Source organism: Streptomyces sp. CHD11, from assembly GCF_018638295.1.
Taxonomy (GTDB): Bacteria; Actinomycetota; Actinomycetes; order Streptomycetales; family Streptomycetaceae; genus Streptomyces.
The window spans coordinates 46155-63700 of the sequence record NZ_JABTTS010000001.1 but is presented as its reverse complement, the minus strand read 5'-3'; the positions used below and the strand labels follow the sequence as shown (position 1 = coordinate 63700).

The window sequence follows — 17546 nt, the reverse complement described above, 5'->3', positions numbered from 1 at the left end:
TCGCAGCGCCGGGCTCGTTCGATGGCATCGAGGCGGGCGAAGGCGCGCGGCGCCATCAGCTCCTGCCAGGTCGCAAGGTCGTGGACGGCCCACATGTCGTGCTCGGCGGGGTCGAGGCGGATCCGACCGAGCTGACCGGCGGTCAGCCGTCCTCCGTCGAAGACGAGCCCCGCCTTGTTCAGCGGCTGACGCGGGCCGGTGTGCAGGAAGTGCGTCAGGAGCAGCTTCGGTGTGTCCAGGCCGAGTTCGAGGCCCGTCTCCTCGACCGGCGTTGTCGAGGTCCGTGGTGGGCGGCGTGGTCACAGCGGGCCTTTCGGCCGAGCGGCTCATGCCTGGTCCGAGACGATGGGCGAGGCGGGACGGGGGATGGTTGCGCTCGGGGCGTACTGGGCGGCCTGGGCGTCGAACATGGCGGCGTACCGCCCACGGGCGGCGAGGAGTTCGTCATGGGTGCCGTGCTCGGCGAGGTGCCCGTTGTTCAGGACGTAGATGTGGTCGGCGTGGCGGACGCCGGACATGCGGTGGGTGACCAGGACTACGGCCCGGTTCGGTGCGGCGAGGCGCCGGATGCGGTCGAAGGCTTCGATCTCGGCTTCGGGGTCGAGGGCGGAGGTCGGTTCATCGACGATGAGGACGCCGTCTGCCTGTGATGTCGAGCTACGCCAGTGCGTGCGGGCCAGGCCCACTTTCTGCCATTCGCCGCCGGACAGTTCGATTGCGCCGCGGAACACGCGGGCCAGCAGGCTGCGCAGTCCGTCGGGGAGTTTGGCGATGACGGGGCCCGCGACGGCGTAGTCGACCGAAGGCTTGAGGTCGTCGTCCGTGGCGGGGTGGCCGGGGCGGCCGAGGCGGATGTTCATCGCGGCGGTCACGGGCCAGCGCTGGAAGTCCTGGGTGAGCAGGGAGACCCGCTCGAAGACCTGGGTCCGGTCGAGGCCGGTGAGATCCGCCTCGCCCCAGCGCAGCGTGCCGGAGGCAGGCAGCAGCATGCCCGAGAGAATTTTCATCAGGGTGCTCTTGCCGGAACCGTTCTCACCCACCACCGCGGTCACCGACCCCATCGGCAGGGTCAGGGACACCCCGTCCAGGGCGGCCATGTCCCGGTCGGGATACCGGTAGGTCACCCGGTCCAGGACGATCTCCTTGACCCGTTCCGGCACGGGAGCCCCGCCGGCGGGCAGCGTCCGCCGGTCGGCTTCGGCGAGGAAGCGGCCGTGATCGCGAACGTAGAGGCTTTCCTCGTGGAGCTGGTTGATGTTCATGACCAGTGCGCCCAGGCTCGCCGAGCCGGTCCGTACGGCGATGACGGCGGTTCCGGCGACGGCGAGGCTCATGTGCCCCGTCATGATCAGCCAGAACATGGCCCCGTAGGTCGCGGCCATCGCCAGGCCGGACAGTGCGGAGGCCACCCATTCGGTCAGGGCCTTGCTGGAGGCAAGGCGCTCCTGCTCGGCCTCGGCGCTTTCGGCCATGCGCTCGTAGCGGCTGAGGAGGAAGGCGCCGACGGCGTGGAGGCGGACTTCCTGCGCGGCGGTGCGTTCGGTGAGCAGGTTGCCGATCAGGCGGCTGGCCCGTACGTGCTCGATCCAGCTCATCACCGACACGTACCGCTCCTGTGCCACGCGCATGGCGCCCCAGCCGCGCGGCGCGGCGATGAGGAGCAGCAGGGGCAACAGCACCGGGTGGAGCACGGCCAGGACTCCCGCGGTGGTGATCAGGGAGATGAGTCCGTTCAGTGCGGCGACGCAGGAGCTGATCATGCGGCGGGCGGAGCTGGGCCCGTGCTGGGCGATGTCCACGAGGCGCCGGAAGTCGGGATCGTCGATGGCCTCCAGTTCCACCTTGGCTGCGGCGGCCAGGTACTGGGTGGTGGCGATCCGCTCCACCTTGGGTTCCAGCCGCCCGGCGCGGGAGGTGGACCAGGCGGACAGGGCGGAGTTGACGACGCCGATGACAGCGGCGGCCAGGAGGCCGGGCAGCAGGGCGTGCAGCCGGTCGGCAGCACTGCCGCTGCCGGCGAGGAGGGCGTGCATGACGGCGTTGACGGCGAGCAGGCCGGCGGCAGCGGCGATGCCCTGGCCGATCTCGCTGATCGCGACGGAGAGCAGGGCACGCCGGTCGGCCTGCCAGGCCATGCGCAGCGTGACGCCGACAAGCGTGGGCATGGAGCGCAGCGCCGACATCATGGTCAGGTCCAAGGTCGCGTGCTCGTGCTGGGACCAGCCCATGTCGTAGCGCAGGGGTCCGCCGAACAGCTCGTGTTCGGCGTCGGAGACCTGAGGGTCGGCCATCGTGACCGGACCGAAGAACCTCTTCACCGGGCGCCTCCCGCAGGCCAGTCGGTGGCCCGGTAGTACGAATCGTGGGTGAGCGGGTGGAAGATCGTGCCGATGGAGCGGCAGTCGGGCGACGCACTTTCCATGGGGCGCACACACAGGGCGGCGCCGTCGGACCGGAGCCGGACCTGGGTGGCATCGGCGGTCAGCAGGTGAGGCTTCTCGCTCCCGAACGGCCCTCCCGTACCAGGCGTTCGACGATGCCTCGGACTCCGGGCGGCCACGACGGCATCGCTGTGCCGGAGACCCTGGACGAGCGCGCTCACGGTATTGACTGCGACGAACGCTATCGGCTCCCGGTCCGGCGCGGCGGGCAGAGGGCGCTCATGCCCCTTGCCTTGAGGTGTCGGCCTCAGAGGGGCGATGGCGTGGCTCATGTCCGGTACCTCGTGTCCCGTCGTGACCCACGGATGGGCAGGGTGTCTCCGTCGGTTGCGGAGTGCGGAGGGGCGCCTGAGGAAACAGTGGTGTTATCGAACGCGGGATAAACAAGCGCAGGACGACGTACGGTTTTCGTGGGGACTCCTTGGCGTGCGATGCGGACGGGTGATCGGGTAACGACGGTTCCCGTATCCCCGTAACGGGTGGAGGCGGGCGAAATCTAGGACGAGAATTCGAATATTGGGTCCTCTTCTTCTGTGGCCGGGTGAAGTGGGTCGTGATGCTCTGTTCGATCACTCATGTGGGTTGCGCTACCTCCTTCGGGGGATTGCCTGGTGCCGCCTTGGCGTCCTGGAGAAGTCGCATCGCGGGGATGTGAGGTCGGCGAACTTTCTCAGGTGCTCGTCGGTCCGGCCTCGTGCGATCAGCACTGCGGGCTTGTGTGTCGGGCGCACCCCGGAACGGCGGCTGTTCCCTGGTGCGTCCTTGGAAACCGCGCACATGCCTGAACGCAGTGCTGGCGCGGGAACAACAGCGGGTCGGAGCGATCTTCCCGGCTGAGACCGTCGAACCGTTCGATGCCCTCTGGCATCGGGCGCAGCTCTTGCGCGATCTCGTTGAACAGGACGTCGCGTTCGCTCATGACTGCCTGCTGCGGGACGGACGCTGTTCCGCAGCGGTGATCAGCATTGCGAGCAGCACCGCCAGGTCGGCCGCGCCTTCACGACCTGTGGTCCGCCGAGCGGCACATCCCGCACCGTTCGGCCGTGATACCCATGGACCCGCCCCGTCACGACCTCGCACACCGGACGGGGAACGGGAGCATCCCGGGTCCGAGGCGTAGCCCGGTTGGTTCGCCACCGCCCGCCACATCCTCGATGACCAACGCCAACAGACCCGCTCGCTTGACAGACCCATCACCCGGGAGAGTGCGCCTCTCGCGTCCGATCCGGGGCCGATCCGTAGACCTTGAGGCCTCTGTCGTGCGTGCAGGAGAATCGGTAGGTAGCGCACTGAGTAGCGCACCGCCTGGCGTCGACGCCGCACTACGCGAGGGTCCGGCGCGCCGGACGAAGCCGTTGCGCAGTGAGATCGAATCCTGCCAAGCTGAGGGCGGGAACTGTCCGTGTCGGGGGTGAGGGCTTGTGGTGGAGCGGGCCGGGGGATGGTCAGGTCGGCCATATGACAACAGCGGGCGAAGGTCTGCCCCGTGAGCCCGGCTGTTCTGGACACGGCGTTCATGGCACCGCGTGACCGGGAGGAAGTGGTTCGGAACGCCGTGCGGGATTCCGTGGTGGCGGTCGACATCGATCACCGTCTTTCCGCTGAGGACCTCTCCGTTCGTATAGGGCTCGGTACCGTCGGACCTCTCAAGATCTGTTCCGCGCGGGCGACCGCGGTCACGATCCGTCGTACGACGCGGCTGGCCCGGGAGGACGAGGAGCCTGCGGTCTTCCTCGGCCTGCAGGTGACGGGCACCAGTCTGGTGGTACAGAACGGACGCGAGTGTGTACTGGGACCGGGGGAATTCGCCGTCTACGAATCGACCGCTCCGTACACGCTTCTCTTCGACGAGGGAGTCGACCACCACTTCCTGCGCTTCCCCCGTTCGGTACTCGCGCTCCCCGACCGGCTGTTGCGAGACACCGGCTCTGTCACCCTGGGACCCGACAACCCGATTGCGCGCGTCGCCTTCACCTACTTCTCCGAACTGGCCGTCAATGAGGAGGTTCACCGGAGTGTGCGCGCAGACGCCGTCGTGGAGCCCAGTGTCGAACTCCTCCGCGCCGTCCTGACCTACCAGCACGGCGACGCGGGCTTCGCCAAGGGCCCGTTGGAGTCGACGCTCGGCCTGCGGATCACTCAGTACATCCGGGAGCACCTGGCTGATCCCGATCTGTCGGCGGCGCGGATCGCCGCCGCACACGATATCTCCGTACGTCATCTCTACGCAGTGCTGTCCGGGTTGGGCATGAGCCTGGGCGACTGGATCCGTACACGCCGCTTGGCGGAATGCAGGCGTGAGTTGGCCGGCCCGAACAGCCGGTTGCGGACCATCGCGGCGATTGGGCGAAGGTGGGGCTTCGTGAACGCGACCCACTTCAGCAAGGTGTTCAAGCAGGCATACGGACTCTCGCCCCGGGCCTGGCGCGACCAGAATCACCCCCGCTCCTCCGCGTAGTGGTCGCTGCGCGGCCACACAGCTGGAGCGCCTGGCCGGTCGGCTGCCGGAGGGCCCAGAAGGTCTTCAAGCAGCTGACGCGCGCTCATCGGCCGCTGCCGAAGCGCGGGCTGGGGGCCGTGGGAAGGGATCTGACCGAGGGCCGCCCCGGCGTGCCGCCCGTGGTGGCTGGACGTGCTGACGTCCTCGACGTGGTGAGCCTGGTAGGGGTGCCGACCGGTCTCCTTCACCGGCCCGAGGTCGTCCCCCGATCGGCTCGTGCTCCGGAGTGCGCCCTGCCGACGTGGACCTCGAGTCAGTCCGCGCCGTGCCGGACCTCGTCGTAGAGGTCGGCGGTGTAAGCCGGAGGTGATGTCGGTCATCTGCCGTGGCCGGGGCGGTCCAGCGGCCGGTAGTCGGTCTCGGCCTGACCGCCGGCGCTGCGGATCCGGCCGTCGGGGATGACCTGCTTGTAGCTGTCGCCGGTGTTGTTGGCGTAGACGGCGACCGACGCCACATGCCGGTCGGGCCACCCTACTCTGGCACTCCGGTGGAGGATACGCATGGACTTCGTGGTACTTCCCGACCATTCGGCCGGCGCCGAAGCCCTCGCACCGGCGCTGTCTCCCGGGCTGCCGCGTCCCAAGGTGATCGAGCACCACTCAGGGCGCCCGTGGCTGGTGGGCGACTGGCTGGACGACGAGATCGTGCGTGTCTCCGCAGGCCCTCGCCGTCTTGTGCTGCTCGGCTGCACGACCGTCCACCCGGACGTCCTGAGGGCCCGGTTGAGCAGGGTCCGGTCCTTGACGGACCTGGATGACATCGCCCGACTACCCAGCGGGAGCTTCCACCTCGTGGCCTCGCTGGACGGCGACGTCCGGGTCCAGGGCGCGCTGTCCACCGCGTGCCAGGTCTTCTACGCCCGGGCCGCCGGTGTGACGCTGGCGGCCTCCCGGGCGGAAAGCCTGGCCGGACTCATCGGCGCGAGCGTCGACACGGAACGCGTGGCGCTCGAACTGCTCTCCCCGTTCGGGCCCCGAGCCACTCAGCGAGGGTTCGGTGTGGCGCGGTGTGCGCAGCCCGCGCATCGGATACTGCCTGGAGATCAGTCGCGACGGCGCCGGGCGCACCCGGCGTTGGTGGACGCCGCCCGAACCCGAGCGGTCCCTGGGCGACGGTGACTTCGTGCGCGAGGCGCTGTTCGACGCCGTGGCGGCGCGCACCGCGAACCAGAAGGTGGTGAGCGCCGATCTCTCCGGCGGCCTCGACTCGACGAGCCTGTGCTTCGTCGCCGGCCGTTCCACCGGCACGGACCTGGCCACCCTGCACTACGAGGCACACGGCGGCCGGGGCGAGGATCTGGCACACGCCCGCAGGGCGGCCGCCGCGCTGCCGCGGGCCCGTCACGTGGTGGTGCCACCGGCAGAGACGCCGGACTGGTACGCGCCGTTCGAGCACCGCAGCACGACCGGGAGGGCCCCCTGATGTTCCCCAGGGCCAGGGCCACCGTCGAGCACCAGGCACGCCGCGTCGCCGACCTGGGCGTACGCCGTCACCTCCAGGGCGTCGGCGGCGACGAACTGTTCCTCCCGGGCACGATGTGCCTGCACGGGCTGCTCCGGCGCGCCCCTGCCGCCGCCCTGCCGCACGTGCGTGCGCTGCGGTCCAAGCGGCGCTGGTCGATGGTGACGACAGTGCGCACGATGGCGGCCGCGCCGTCCGACCGCCGATGGCTGGCCGCCGAGGCCGACGGACTCGCCGCGGACAGGGCCTGGGGCTCGGGAGCGTACTGGGAGGTGTCGGCGAAGCTGCCGCCCTGGATCACCCCGGACGCCGCGTCGACCGTACGCCGCCTGATGCGCGAAGCGATCACGGCGGGCCCTGAACCGCTGGCCGCGCTGCCGGTGCAGCACGAGATGATGTGGATCAACCGGGTCAACAGCACGGTGATGCGTCGGAATTCGAGCATCGGCGCCCACGCGGGCGTCTCTTTCCACGCTCCTTACACCGACGACCGGGTGCTGGAGGCGGTCCTGTCCGTGCGGCTGGCCGACCGGGTGGCCACGGACCGGCTCAAGCCCGTGCTCGCGCGCGCACTGGACGGCATCGTGCCACCTGAGATCCTCCGCCGCACCGGCCAGGACGACGCCAGTCCGATCCTGTATGCGGGCCTGCGCCGGCGCCGCAGCGAGCTGCTCGACTTCGCGGAGAACACGCGCCTGGCCGGCCTGGGGCTCGTCGACGGGGCGGCTCTGCGCCGGCTGCTGGTCACCACCCGCGCCGACACCCGACCGCTGATGCCATTAGGGGAACTCGCGAGCTCGGCGGGGGTGACCAGGCCGTCCTCGATCGCACGGGCCAGCATGTCGGTCTTCGTCGGTGCGGGCCGGCCGACCTGGGCGTACTTGACCCGGGCCCGCTTGATGTACATGTCGACGGTGTGCACAGACACGCCCATGCGGCGGGCCACCGAGGCCTTGGACATGGACTGGAACCCCTACAGTAACGACGCGCGCTCTTGCTGGGACAGATGAGGGGCCGCCGGGCTGCGGTCGGACACCAGGACTCCGGCTGTCGTCGGCGGCACGTAGGGGCGGTCCGCCGCTGCGGCGCGCACCGGGTGCAGCAGATGAGCCTGCCCCTCGCTCTTGGCGACGAACCCGGCCACGCCCATGTTCAGCACGTTCAGCACCAGCGAGTCCTCGGTGAACTGCGAGAAGACGACCAGCCGTCGCCCCGCGGCGGTGAGCTCACCGATGTCCGGCAGCACCAGCCGACCGTTGAGGTTGAGGTCCACGATCAGGACGTCCACCGCACCGGAGTACAGGTCCGTTGTGGTCTCGCCGGTGTGTCTGACGCGTACGCTCGGCTCCTCGGCCAGCCAGGCCCGGACACCGTCGATCACCACCGGGTGGTCATCGACGATGCCGACGTCGAACGCGGGGCCGGTACGCGCCATCGGGATTCCAGCCACAGGAGGTTCTCCTTCTCGTCGGACAGCACCGATGTGCCGGCGGAACGGATCATGTGCGGCGCTGCGGGGGAGCTGTCGCGTCAGCCACCCCGCTCGTCATCCCTCGCCGGCCGTCACGAGACGGTGACCCGGACCGCGGTCCTGGCCGAGGCAAACGCCAGGAGCGGGCCGTCGGCCAGATGCCGGTGCGCCACCATGGGGACGTCGGGCAATGCGCCGCAGCAGACGAACGTGACCTCCACGTCCCGGCGTTCGGCGCAGGGGCGCAGCTCGTGCAGCAGGGGACGGCCCGCGTCCTCCGTCTCGGAGAACAGCGCTGCCAGCCCTCAGCAGTGCGACCCCCGTGGCCACCGGGGCGCTGGACAACCGTGAGACCACGGTGACCAGACAGGCCTGACGACGCTTCAGGCTGGGTGCTGCTGAATCGTGGACGGATACAGCCCGCTGCCCCGACACCGGCGCCGAGGTAGGATCGATGAACTCACGTTGCCCGGGGATGAGTTCATCGCCCCGTACTGGGGCGCATCGCACGTCGGCTGAACCGACTTCGGAAACACACATGCCCTTGGTGGCTCTCAGGTCCGCTGGTAGTGAGGCCACCGCATGCGACTCCGGTCCGACGGCCTCGACCAGGACCTTGGGGTCATCGTGAGCTTCGGAACTTGTCAGCTGTGCAGGGTACTTTGTCAGTGGTGCGCAGTCGTGGACTGGAGCCCCCGCGGGGCCGGCGGGCCGGAGGGCCGGACCACGCGATCACCGCCGACCGGCGTGGTACGGGCATGGGCCAGGGACCCGGCCGGCGCACCGGAGCCGCGATGGCCCGCTACGGCTCGCGACCAGCCACTCAGCGAACTGGTAGGGGACGCGGATGAGAAGGCGCTGACCAGGACCACCACCCGCTTCGGCCGAGTCGAGCTCCTCTGCGTCGACGAACTCGGCTGTATGGAGCCGGACGGCAGCCCCGTTGCGCTACTGCTTCAGGTTCTGACGGAACGAGGGAATTGAACCACCGCGCGATCGCCTTGAACGAGGGTTTCAGTAGCTGGATGAAGACCTTTGCCGAGCCTAGCCTCGCCTCTGCGCGCTGTTGTCGGCCGGCTCACCTTCGGCGGCGAGCCGATCCAGACAGGTACCGACTCCCACCGCCTCACCGTCACCCGAGCCCGAACCTCTGTCCAGGACGGCAAGCCGGGCTGACCGCTGTGCGATGCACCTCACCAGGAGGTACCGCTCCTGTTGAGGCCGGGAACCGGCCGTGGTGTGGTGCAAGCGGCCGGCGGGCGTCGCACTGACCGGTGATGGCAAGGGTCATGCCTGGACGGTGGGGCGGACGTTGATCTCGCCGATCTCGACGTCGCCGGGCTGTTCGATGGCGAAGGCGACCGCGCGGGCGACCGCCGCCGGAGGGATGCCCACCGCGTCCATGTTCTTGCGTGTCCGCTCGCGGATGGTGGGGTCTGTCATTGAGTCGGCGAGGTCGGTTCGGATGTATCCGGGCGAGATGGCTGTCGTGCGCACCACTCCGTCGGTGGACTCCGTGCGCAGCCCTTCGTGGAGGGTGCGCACCGCGTTCTTGGTCGCGGCGTAGACGGCCATCGAGGGGGAGACGCCGGACAGGCCGGCCACGGAGACGATGCTCACCAGGTGGCCCGCTCCCTGCTCGCGGAAGGCGGGCAGCGCGGCGGCGACGCCGTTGAGCATGCCGCGGAGGTTGACATCGATCATGGCCGACCAGCTCTCGGTGTCGAGGTCGGCCAGCGGGCTGATCGGGGCGATGCCGGCGTTGTTCACCAGTACGTCGATACGGCCGTACTGGTCGATGGTGGTGGCGACCAGGCGCTGCAGGTCCTCGGCCTTGGTGACGTCGACGACGCACGTGGCGGCACGGCCGCCCTGCTCCCGGACCTCCTGCGCTATGGCCTCGATGCGCTCGCCGCGGCGCGCTGCGAGGACGACCGCAGCGCCGCGCCCGGCGAGCAGGCGGGCCGTGGCCTCGCCGATGCCGCCGCTCGCTCCGGTGATGGCGACGATCTTGCCGTGAAGAGAGAGCACTACTGCCTCCAAGTAAAGTGGACACGTGTCCGCTGCTTGGTTCACCCTACCGGACACGTGTCCACTTGTCGGGGGCGGAACATTCAGGAGAGGCCCATGAGCGCGCCAGCACGCCGTCCGGACGCGGAGCGGAACCGGACCCGCATCGTGGAGGCTGCCCGTGCGGCCCTCGCCGAGTCCCGCCACGTCCACCTCAACGAGATCGCCAAGCGCGCCGGTGTAGGACAGGGAACGCTCTACCGGAACTTCCCCAACCGCGAAGCGCTCCTCGCCGAGGTCTACCGGCGCGACGTCGAAGAACTCGTGACCGCCGCCACCGCTCTACTGGCGGAACACGAGCCTGTGGAAGCCCTGCGTCACTGGCTCGACCAAGTGATCGACTACGCCGAGATCAAGTACGGCGTCCTGGCAGCGCTCGAGCCGGCAGCGTGGCAGAACCTTGTCGCCCACGGCCAGAACCCCATCGAAGGCGCCCTCAGTCACCTGCTGGACGCCGGGAAAGCAGCCGGTTCCCTCCGCACGGACGTGGAAGCCCACGGGGTGCTCCTGCTCATCGCCTACCTCGGCCGACTGGACCGGGATGAATGGGAACCAACATCTCGGCGTCTGATGAACGTCATCCTCGAGGGCCTCCGCCGACAGGACGCGGACCGGCGGGGGCAGCACACCCCGAAGACATCCTGAACAGCAACAGCAGCATCACCACATAGCAGAGGAGAGACATCGACTACGCCACCGAGCTGTGTCCTCATCGGCATTTCACGGCTCGGTGATCGACAAGTGCTGCCCGAACTCGTCGACAAGTGGTGGCTGCTGCCACCTACGAAGGCACGCGGAGATGGTCCCTCCGGGTGGTCGGCGCCCTGTACGGACAGCGGCTGCTCCCCGCGCCCGCGGGGACGGTCTCGAGTACGGGCAGTTCTTCTCCAGCCTCGGCTACTGCTCCCTGTACCTGCGGGATGGCGCGGTGCGGCCGGATTCTCGCTGCACCCCGGGGCCCTGCTCGCCGTACGTCGGTGGGACAGAAGGGTCGGGCAGGCACAGTGCGGGCATGCGGGGTGGCGCCACCGGCCGGGGGAAGGGCAGTGCGTCGGGGACGCGGAGATCGATGTACAAGGCCCTCGTCGCGAAGAGGTCCTGGGGCGGCCTAGCTGTTCTGTCCCGGGAGGTTGTGGACGGGTGAGTCAGGTCTCGGCTGAGGGATCTTGAACAGGTGAGGGCCTTCCGGTTCGGTGTGGATTGCGACGTCTACACCTGACCGAAAGGCCCTCGTGCCCCACCGTAATGCCCGGCTGACCGTTCACGGCAGGCAACTGCTGGTCGAGCGTGTCCGCACCGGACGCCCGGTCGCCCATGTTGCCGCCGAGATGGGCATCTCCCGCGTCACCGCTCACAAGTGGATGCGTCGCTGGCGGACCGAAGGCGAGCAAGGACTGCACGACCGGTCCAGCAGTCCGCAGACCAGGAGTCGGTGCACGGTCGAGGCCGGCAGGCCCAGGATCGGGCCGATGCGGGCCGGGCCGAATTTGCGGTCCCGGCGCAGACGGCACACTCGCGCCTCGATCGCCCTCGCAGTGCGGTGCGGTGTCGTGTCCGTCATGGCCTGAACCGCCTGTCCTTCCTGGACCGGCCCACCGGCCAGGTCATCCGACGCTACGAACGTGACCGCCGCGAACTGGTCCACGTGGACGTCAAGAAGCTCGGCCGCATCCCCGACGGCGGCGGTCCCAGCCGCCTCGCCTACAGCGAGGTCCACCCGGACGAGAAGGCCGCCACCTGCGCGACCTTCCTGCGCCGGGCCGCCGCCTTCTTCGCAGCCTCGGGCATCGACCGCATCGAGCGGGTCCTGACGGACAACGCCTGGCCCTACCGCAAAAGCTTCGCCTGGCAGCAGGCCGGCCCTTTCCGACCTGGGTGCGACCGGCAAACTCACGCGCGCCTACCGGCCGCAGACCAACGGCAAGGTCGAGCGCTTCAACCGCACCCTGCTCGACGAATGGGCCTATCTGCGGCCCTACACCAGCAACACACAATGCACCGCGGCACTAACAGACTTCCTGCACACCTACAACCACCACCGCTGCCACACCGCACTCGGTGGCCAGCCACCCATCAGCCGCGTGAACAACGCTCCGGGTCAATACACCTAGGGCCTGTCCGATGGGTCGTATGAGCTGATCAGGCGGGTGGCCTACTGTTCGCTGGAACGAAGGGGGCCGCATGGCACGCGACACAGCTGAAGCAGAGGCGGGGATGAAGGGGATCACGTTTCCTGCCTGGCACGGAAAGCACTACGTGACGCTGGCTGAGCTACTGGTTCGCCTCGGCAGCTTCGGCCTGGACCTGACCTGGCGCATCGAGTTCGACGAGATCGTCGACCCTCGCTGTGTCGAGATGGAGAGACGGTCCGCCGACGCCGGCATGGACACGTTGACCTTGTTGTCGCTGACCACCCCCTTTCTCCAGTTGATCGACGCCGAAGCACGTGGGTTCGCCGAGGACAGGCTGGCGATCGTCCTGACCGAGATCGACAGTTCCTCGTGGGACGTCAGGGCTATTGACGAGCGGGTACTTAGCGAACTTCGCCACCACTACCCGGGCACCGAGGATCTCCGAACGGGGCACTTCATTCCGGACGCAGCCATAGGCGGCTCGCCGCCACGGTGACCGTTCCGTGGAAGACGTACGCCCGTTTGTCGAAGCGCGTGGCGATGGCTCGGAAGGTCTTGAGCCGGTTGATAGTCCGCTCGACTTCGTTGCGGCGGCGGTAGATCGTCTTGTCGAACCCTGTGGGCCGACCGCCTTGGCTGCCGCGGCGCCTATGGCTGGCCCGCTGGTCTCTCGGCTCGGGGATCGTGTGCTTGATCTGACGTCTGCGCAGGTGACGTCGGTTGCGGTGTGACGAATACGCCTTATCGCCCCCGACATGGTCGGGCCGGGTGCGAGGTCGTCCACCAGCCTGCCGGGGCACGCGGATCTCTTCCAGGACGGGAATCATCTGCGGCGCGTCCCCCCACTGGCCGGGCGTGATGACAAACCCGAGCGGGCGGCACCCGCCTTCGCCGGCAAGGTGGATCTTGCGCGTGAGCCCGCCTCGCGAGCGTCCCAGGGCCTCATCGGGACGGTGACGCTCCGGGCTCCTGCGCCGACCCGGGATCTTGGGGGCGCGGGTGGAGGGGCCGGCCGCGTGCTGATGAGCGCGGCAGGTCGTGGAATCGACGCTGACCATGCTCCATTCGATCCGGCCCTCGGTATCGGCGTCGGCCTGGACGGCCCGCAGGATTCTCTCTCACGTGCCGTCCGCCGACCACCTGCGATGACGGTCGTGAACCGTCTTCCAACTACCGAGGCAGGGAGGCAGGTCCCGCCAGGGGAGGCCGGTCCGCTGCCGGAACGGAATCCCGTTGATTACCCGACGGTGGCATCGCCAGCGTCCACCCCGCCCGTGATTCATCGGCAAGTGCGGCTCCAGCCGAGCCCACTCTTCATCCGAAAGATCTCCCCGCCCCATGTCCCCCGGAACGAGTTCCCAGCAGGAGCGGCACACGACCCATCGGACAGTCCTTAGGCGAGCCGTCCGCGCACATGCCGGGCGCTCGCCAGACCTCGCTCGGGTGTTGAGAAGCGACGTGTGGCCGTGACCTCCGCTTCACCTTTGCTGCTGAGGGAGGTGGCTCTTGACCCTCGCGTGACGTCAGGCTGCATAGTCGGAGCCGTGGAGGATCACTGGACCGTGGGACGCGTGGCCGGCCTGGCCGGCGTGAGCGTCCGCAGCTGCATCACTAGGACGGGATCGGACTCATGCGTCCGTCGGCGCGGACCGCAGCCGGGTACCGGGCCACTCCGCGGGCGACGTGGAGCGACTGCGAGAAGTGCTGGCCTACCGACGACTGGGCTTCGGTCTGCGTGAGATCGCAGACCTGGTCCGGTCTGCTTCATTCCGGCCGGCTCGAACAGGTGCCGTGCGAGGAACCGTTCGTAACTCTCCCCGGACGCCTCCTCCACGATCACGGCGAGCAGACTGTAACCGGTGTTGGAGTAGCGGAACTCCTCACCCGGGGCGGACCGTAGGCCGGACGACAGGGCCCGGCTCACCAACTCCTCCCGGGAAAGGGGATCGTAGTCATCGCCGAGCGCCTCGGCCACACCCGACGTGTGTGTGAGCAGGTGCTCGATCGTGATGGCGCGCTTGTCCTCGGGCACCGGCCGTCCACGTCGGAGGAACCGGCTGATCGGATCGCTCACCCGGAGTCGGCCCATCACTTCCAGCTTCACGATCGCGGCCGCGGTGAACTGCTTCGTGATCGACGCGACGTCGTACACGGTGAGGCAGCTCGCGGGGGCGCCGGCGGTACGGTCGGCGGTCCCGAACCCGCCGCAGTACGCGAGCCGGTCGCCACGGGCGGCGATCACGGTACCGCTGGGCCCGACGGGCAGGGTACGGCGCAGGAAGTCGGCGACCGACTCGCCGTTGCGGACCTGGGGCGCCGGGGAACGCGCCGACTCCGCCCCGGCGCCGGGACCTCCGGTGCACCCACCGAGCGTCAGCACCACAACGAGAGCGGCGGCGACGCTCGTACGGCGGTGGTGAGGATGAGACGCAGTCGTGTACACATGACCTCCAACGTGGGACGGCCACGAGGTTGACCGCCGCTCTCGGCGCTCCTCAAGCCGTTATGGTGTTCGAGCTTGTGCGAGCCCGTGTACGTTCAGGTCAACAGGGGGAACTGTCATGACCACAGCACCGCCCACACCGCCGGACACCGATGCGGCCGCTTTCGTGGCGGCGCTCCGCCGCCTGAAGGCGTGGTCGGGCCTCAGCTACCGCCAACTGGAACGCCGTGCGACGAAAGCGGGTCACAACCTGCCCTACTCCACGGCGGCGACCATGCTCGGCAGGGACCGGCTGCCCCGCGCGGAGTTGGTCGCCGCGTTCGTCGCGGCCTGTGGGGTGCGGACGGACGGGGCGGAGGCGTGGCTCGACGCACGCATGAGTATCGCGTGCGGGCGGCCCACCGAGACCACGCTCGCCACACGGAAAACCCGGCACTGGAAGCCCCGTTCGGCCCTCGCCGCTGCCGTGGCGCTTGTCGCCGCGCTCCTCGGTGGCGCGTCGGCGGCCGGCGCCTTCGCTGACGACGCGGAGGTCGAGCAGACGGTGACGTCACTTCATCTGCCGCGCTCCTGATCAGCGCCTGTCGACGCGCCGACCCTTGGGACACACAGGGGAGGAGCGCCGCCTTGCTGCAATCCGCCGCGCCTACGGAACGGCGCGGCCTGCCCGCAGGGACATGCCCAGGCACAGATCGCCGGCAGGCCGCGGCGGCGCGCACGGCCGAGCTTCTGTTGGACGAGGCGGTGGAGCTGGCGGTCCGGGAGGCCTGGCGGCTTGCGGACGCGGGACTGTCCAGTCAGGCGCGCCACCGCTCACCGACCAACAGCCCGCATGTGACTTTGGCCGCCTGCCCGGAGCTGACCGCCCCGATCCGCTGGGAACTCGCCGAGGTGGCGGCCGCGCTGCCGCTGCCGGTGCAGCCGCGAGCGGCGTCGTCCGCACCCGCCTTGGACCAGGACGATGATGCCGGCCACGAAAGCGGCCATCTGGAGACCGGCGACGGCGATCGCGAGCCCGAGCGGGAGGCCGGACCAGTGCCGGTACCCACCGTGCGGCCTGTACCTGCCGGGCAGACGGGCAAGGGCTTTGGCGTCGGACGCTGGGGCGACCGCTCATCAGACATGGGGCCCCAGATTGCCGTTCCCCATGTCACTGCTTCACCGAGTCCCAGGCACCGGCGTGGAAGCTGCGCAGCAGGGCGATCAGCGCGGCGCCGAGCCGCCAGTCCACACCGGGTGCGTGGACGTGTAGTTTGTCGCCCTTGGACCTGAACTCCGGCGGGACCTGGCCGTTCGCACGCCACCGGATACACCGGGGTGCGCGGGCGAAGCCGCCCTCGTTGCCGGGCACGCTGTCGAAGACGCTGATCACGAGGACCAGTGACATCAGGGGCAGCAGGAGCTACCACATCCACCACCATATGATCCGCCCCTTGAATTTCACCGCTTCCGGGCCGTCGGGCTGGTGCACGGTCCAGCGGGTGCGCAGGCCCCTTCCGCGAAGCGCCTTCTCGCGCGTCAGCGTGCCGATGAGCTCGCCGTGGGCGCCGAGCACCTGGAACCTCGCGACGCCGCCGCCGGCCGACAGGGGCACCACGGCGGCCACCCGCTCCCGGCGCTGATCGTCGGCCCAGAAGCCGATGGAACGGGCCCCGCCACGCCGGGCGGCCAGGTAGGCGGACGTCCCTCCCGGCGGCAGTTCGCGCTCCACGTACACGGCCGAGGGCGCCGGCCCCGAGGCGTCGGAGAAGCTGACCATGTCCGCCACCTTCGTCTGACCCTGGCCGCCGGCGAGTCTCGGACCCCTGTCATGGTCAGCACGTTGCTGCTCATCTGCTGTGCTCCAAATGGTAGAGAGCCGGCCCCATCCAGACACCCTCAAAACGCGCGTACACCTGATGCCCCGACAGATCGGTAAGCGAACTGCGACCCCACCGGCACGCGGATGACACACCTGAGCGCTCAGTTGACCGATTGACCACGACGCTCGTGGACGTGGGGAAGCAGACGTGGGCGACGAAGAGAAGCCCCCTGCTCCGTCACCCCGACGGGCCGCACCGACACTCCGCTCGGGATCGCCTCGGGCCTCACCGCCATCGGAGACGGCTCGGCCCTGCGCCTGGGCATGCGCCGGGCGCGCCCGACAATGATCCACACCTACTTCGAGGTGTCATGCCCGCGTGGAGGTCGGCTGGGTGGTGCCGCACGCCTTCCGGTACGGCTTCGCAACCGCGGTGCTGGACGTCGCACAGGGGAGTCGAGCGGCTCGCCGCTTCGGCCGGGGGCCGGCCGAAGCGGCGAGGGACGGCCAGCGCCGGCGCTGAATCGCGAAAGCGAAGGCCTGGAGCCCATGGTCGAGGGTCACCAAACGAGACGCGGCGAGGCCGAGAAAGGCCAGGTAGTTGCGGGGGTTTCGTTCGTAGCGGTGGTTGAGCCTGAGGTAGCCGGTCAGCCAGGACATGGTGCGCTCGATGACCCACCTTCGGCGCCCCAGGCGTTCGCTGGACTCGATGCCTTTGCGGGCGACACGCACGCCGATGCGCTTGCCGCGTAACCATTTACGCAGGCCAGCCCGGTCGTAGGCCTTGTCGGCATGCAGGCGTTGGGGCTTGAAGTGGCGGCTGTTGTGGGGCAGCCCTCAGCCGCCTCGTCAAAGCCGAACAGAACCCTGGTCTGCGCGGTCACCGGCGCGCTGGGCGTTCAGCTCGGTCGTGGGTCGCGCTCAGCAGGGCTCGCCAGCGCGGTAGCTCGGTGAACGGCACGACCAGGCACAGGGCAGTCACCGTTGCGGCGGTCCATGTCCCCCACAGCGCCCACGCAGACGCTGTTGCCGCCATCAGGTGGAGCACGATCAGCAAGATGGTGACGATGCCCGGCACCGCGACGGGCGCGTCTGCGCCGGGCCGGTCGCCCGGGGTGCTGAAGACGGCGGGCAGCCCGATCAGCAGCAGGACGGCGCCGATCGCCAGCGGGATGGAGTGCGACCACAGGGCCCAGGGGGTGCACACCCAAGCGGTCACCTCGCCAG

15 protein-coding genes and 7 pseudogenes are annotated in these 17546 nt (G+C 69.3%); 10 read left to right on the top strand and 12 right to left on the bottom strand.

Annotated elements, in window-relative coordinates; all coding sequences use genetic code 11:
- Window positions 1-326 precede the first annotated feature (326 nt).
- The 3 genes and pseudogenes from HTV45_RS00205 to HTV45_RS33820 all read right to left on the bottom strand — a co-directional run.
- The gene (locus tag HTV45_RS00205) at window positions 327-2318 is read right to left on the bottom strand and encodes an ABC transporter ATP-binding protein (RefSeq protein WP_308308912.1); all 1992 of its coding nucleotides are present in this window, start codon (window positions 2316-2318) and stop codon (window positions 327-329) included.
- Window positions 2319-3141: 823 nt separating this feature from the next.
- The gene (locus HTV45_RS35130; RefSeq protein ID WP_368860763.1) at window positions 3142-3309 is read right to left on the bottom strand and encodes a hypothetical protein; all 168 of its coding nucleotides are present in this window, start codon (window positions 3307-3309) and stop codon (window positions 3142-3144) included.
- Between the two features lie 130 nt (window positions 3310-3439).
- Window positions 3440-3666 (bottom strand): annotated as a pseudogene (locus HTV45_RS33820) (hypothetical protein); the annotation flags it as partial.
- Window positions 3667-3957: 291 nt separating this feature from the next.
- Here HTV45_RS33820 and HTV45_RS00200 point away from each other — a divergent pair.
- Window positions 3958-4899 (top strand): helix-turn-helix domain-containing protein, encoded by a 942-nt coding sequence (locus HTV45_RS00200; RefSeq protein WP_215203746.1) that lies wholly within the window; start codon window positions 3958-3960, stop codon window positions 4897-4899.
- Window positions 4900-5257: 358 nt separating this feature from the next.
- Here the strand turns inward: HTV45_RS00200 and HTV45_RS00195 are convergent, their stop codons facing one another.
- On the bottom strand, window positions 5258-5443 hold the full coding sequence (locus HTV45_RS00195) for a hypothetical protein (RefSeq protein ID WP_215203475.1): 186 nt from the start codon (window positions 5441-5443) through the stop codon (window positions 5258-5260).
- Here HTV45_RS00195 and HTV45_RS00190 point away from each other — a divergent pair.
- Genes HTV45_RS00190 through HTV45_RS00180 form a run of 3 tightly spaced genes read left to right on the top strand, consistent with a single transcriptional unit; the run spans window position 5442 to window position 7412 of the window.
- Complete coding sequence (locus HTV45_RS00190; protein ID WP_215203474.1) at window positions 5442-6059, top strand: hypothetical protein; 618 nt, start codon at window positions 5442-5444, stop codon at window positions 6057-6059. The genes HTV45_RS00195 and HTV45_RS00190 overlap by 2 nt on opposite strands.
- Window positions 6060-6063: 4 nt before the next feature.
- Window positions 6064-6363, top strand: a complete 300-nt coding sequence (locus HTV45_RS00185) for an asparagine synthase-related protein (protein ID WP_215203473.1) — start codon at window positions 6064-6066, stop codon at window positions 6361-6363.
- On the top strand, window positions 6363-7412 hold the full coding sequence (locus tag HTV45_RS00180; RefSeq protein ID WP_215203472.1) for an asparagine synthase-related protein: 1050 nt from the start codon (window positions 6363-6365) through the stop codon (window positions 7410-7412). Before HTV45_RS00185 ends, HTV45_RS00180 begins: the two co-directional genes overlap by 1 nt.
- On the opposite strand, the gene HTV45_RS00175 is transcribed toward HTV45_RS00180, so the two are convergent.
- Window positions 7376-7852, bottom strand: a complete 477-nt coding sequence (locus HTV45_RS00175; protein WP_215203471.1) for a response regulator — start codon at window positions 7850-7852, stop codon at window positions 7376-7378. The genes HTV45_RS00180 and HTV45_RS00175 overlap by 37 nt on opposite strands.
- A 1308-nt stretch (window positions 7853-9160) precedes the next feature.
- On the bottom strand, window positions 9161-9904 hold the full coding sequence (locus tag HTV45_RS00170) for an SDR family oxidoreductase (RefSeq protein WP_215203470.1): 744 nt from the start codon (window positions 9902-9904) through the stop codon (window positions 9161-9163).
- A gap of 96 nt (window positions 9905-10000) precedes the next feature.
- Between HTV45_RS00170 and HTV45_RS00165 the strand changes: the two genes are divergently transcribed.
- The 3 genes and pseudogenes from HTV45_RS00165 (at window position 10001) to HTV45_RS00155 (ending at window position 12571) form a co-directional block, all read left to right on the top strand.
- The gene (locus HTV45_RS00165; protein ID WP_215203469.1) at window positions 10001-10588 is read left to right on the top strand and encodes a TetR/AcrR family transcriptional regulator; all 588 of its coding nucleotides are present in this window, start codon (window positions 10001-10003) and stop codon (window positions 10586-10588) included.
- A 587-nt stretch (window positions 10589-11175) separates the two neighbouring features.
- A pseudogene (locus tag HTV45_RS00160) lies at window positions 11176-12054 on the top strand (IS481 family transposase).
- 70 nt (window positions 12055-12124) lie between these two features.
- The gene (locus HTV45_RS00155; protein WP_251690847.1) at window positions 12125-12571 is read left to right on the top strand and encodes a hypothetical protein; all 447 of its coding nucleotides are present in this window, start codon (window positions 12125-12127) and stop codon (window positions 12569-12571) included.
- Here the strand turns inward: HTV45_RS00155 and HTV45_RS00150 are convergent.
- Window positions 12531-13415, bottom strand: a pseudogene (locus HTV45_RS00150) (IS5 family transposase). The gene HTV45_RS00155 and the pseudogene HTV45_RS00150 sit on opposite strands and share 41 nt — an antisense overlap.
- Window positions 13416-13637: 222 nt before the next feature.
- On the opposite strand from HTV45_RS00150, the pseudogene HTV45_RS33815 reads away from it, so the two are divergent.
- Window positions 13638-13830 (top strand): annotated as a pseudogene (locus tag HTV45_RS33815) (MerR family transcriptional regulator); the annotation flags it as partial.
- A gap of 46 nt (window positions 13831-13876) precedes the next feature.
- Here the strand turns inward: HTV45_RS33815 and HTV45_RS33810 are convergent.
- Window positions 13877-14317, bottom strand: a pseudogene (locus HTV45_RS33810) (serine hydrolase domain-containing protein); the annotation flags it as partial.
- 319 nt (window positions 14318-14636) lie between these two features.
- Here HTV45_RS33810 and HTV45_RS00140 point away from each other — a divergent pair.
- Window positions 14637-15092, top strand: a complete 456-nt coding sequence (locus HTV45_RS00140) for a hypothetical protein (RefSeq protein WP_215203468.1) — start codon at window positions 14637-14639, stop codon at window positions 15090-15092.
- 89 nt (window positions 15093-15181) lie between these two features.
- Window positions 15182-15439, top strand: a pseudogene (locus tag HTV45_RS33805) (hypothetical protein); the annotation flags it as partial.
- 229 nt (window positions 15440-15668) lie between these two features.
- Here HTV45_RS33805 and HTV45_RS00135 read toward each other — a convergent pair.
- The 4 genes and pseudogenes from HTV45_RS00135 to HTV45_RS00120 all read right to left on the bottom strand — a co-directional run bounded on the left by HTV45_RS00135 (window position 15669) and on the right by HTV45_RS00120 (window position 17526).
- Window positions 15669-15905, bottom strand: a complete 237-nt coding sequence (locus HTV45_RS00135) for a hypothetical protein (RefSeq protein ID WP_215203467.1) — start codon at window positions 15903-15905, stop codon at window positions 15669-15671.
- A gap of 15 nt (window positions 15906-15920) precedes the next feature.
- On the bottom strand, window positions 15921-16277 hold the full coding sequence (locus HTV45_RS00130) for a hypothetical protein (protein WP_215203466.1): 357 nt from the start codon (window positions 16275-16277) through the stop codon (window positions 15921-15923).
- A 612-nt stretch (window positions 16278-16889) separates the two neighbouring features.
- Window positions 16890-17138, bottom strand: a pseudogene (locus HTV45_RS00125) (transposase); the annotation flags it as partial.
- Between the two features lie 61 nt (window positions 17139-17199).
- Window positions 17200-17526, bottom strand: a complete 327-nt coding sequence (locus tag HTV45_RS00120; RefSeq protein ID WP_308308906.1) for a hypothetical protein — start codon at window positions 17524-17526, stop codon at window positions 17200-17202.
- Between the last annotated feature and the right edge of the window lie 20 nt (window positions 17527-17546).

Coding starts and splice junctions, on each gene's coding strand:
- HTV45_RS35130 (WP_368860763.1), bottom strand. CDS start 3,309: ATGCCAGAGGGCATCGAACGGTTCGACGGTCTCAGCCGGGAAGATCGC.
- HTV45_RS00200 (WP_215203746.1), top strand. CDS start 3,958: ATGGCACCGCGTGACCGGGAGGAAGTGGTTCGGAACGCCGTGCGGGAT.
- HTV45_RS00190 (WP_215203474.1), top strand. CDS start 5,442: ATGGACTTCGTGGTACTTCCCGACCATTCGGCCGGCGCCGAAGCCCTC.
- HTV45_RS00195 (WP_215203475.1), bottom strand. CDS start 5,443: ATGCGTATCCTCCACCGGAGTGCCAGAGTAGGGTGGCCCGACCGGCAT.
- HTV45_RS00180 (WP_215203472.1), top strand. CDS start 6,363: ATGTTCCCCAGGGCCAGGGCCACCGTCGAGCACCAGGCACGCCGCGTC.
- HTV45_RS00165 (WP_215203469.1), top strand. CDS start 10,001: ATGAGCGCGCCAGCACGCCGTCCGGACGCGGAGCGGAACCGGACCCGC.
- HTV45_RS00155 (WP_251690847.1), top strand. CDS start 12,125: ATGGCACGCGACACAGCTGAAGCAGAGGCGGGGATGAAGGGGATCACG.
- HTV45_RS00140 (WP_215203468.1), top strand. CDS start 14,637: ATGACCACAGCACCGCCCACACCGCCGGACACCGATGCGGCCGCTTTC.
- HTV45_RS00135 (WP_215203467.1), bottom strand. CDS start 15,905: ATGTCACTGGTCCTCGTGATCAGCGTCTTCGACAGCGTGCCCGGCAAC.
- HTV45_RS00130 (WP_215203466.1), bottom strand. CDS start 16,277: ATGGTCAGCTTCTCCGACGCCTCGGGGCCGGCGCCCTCGGCCGTGTAC.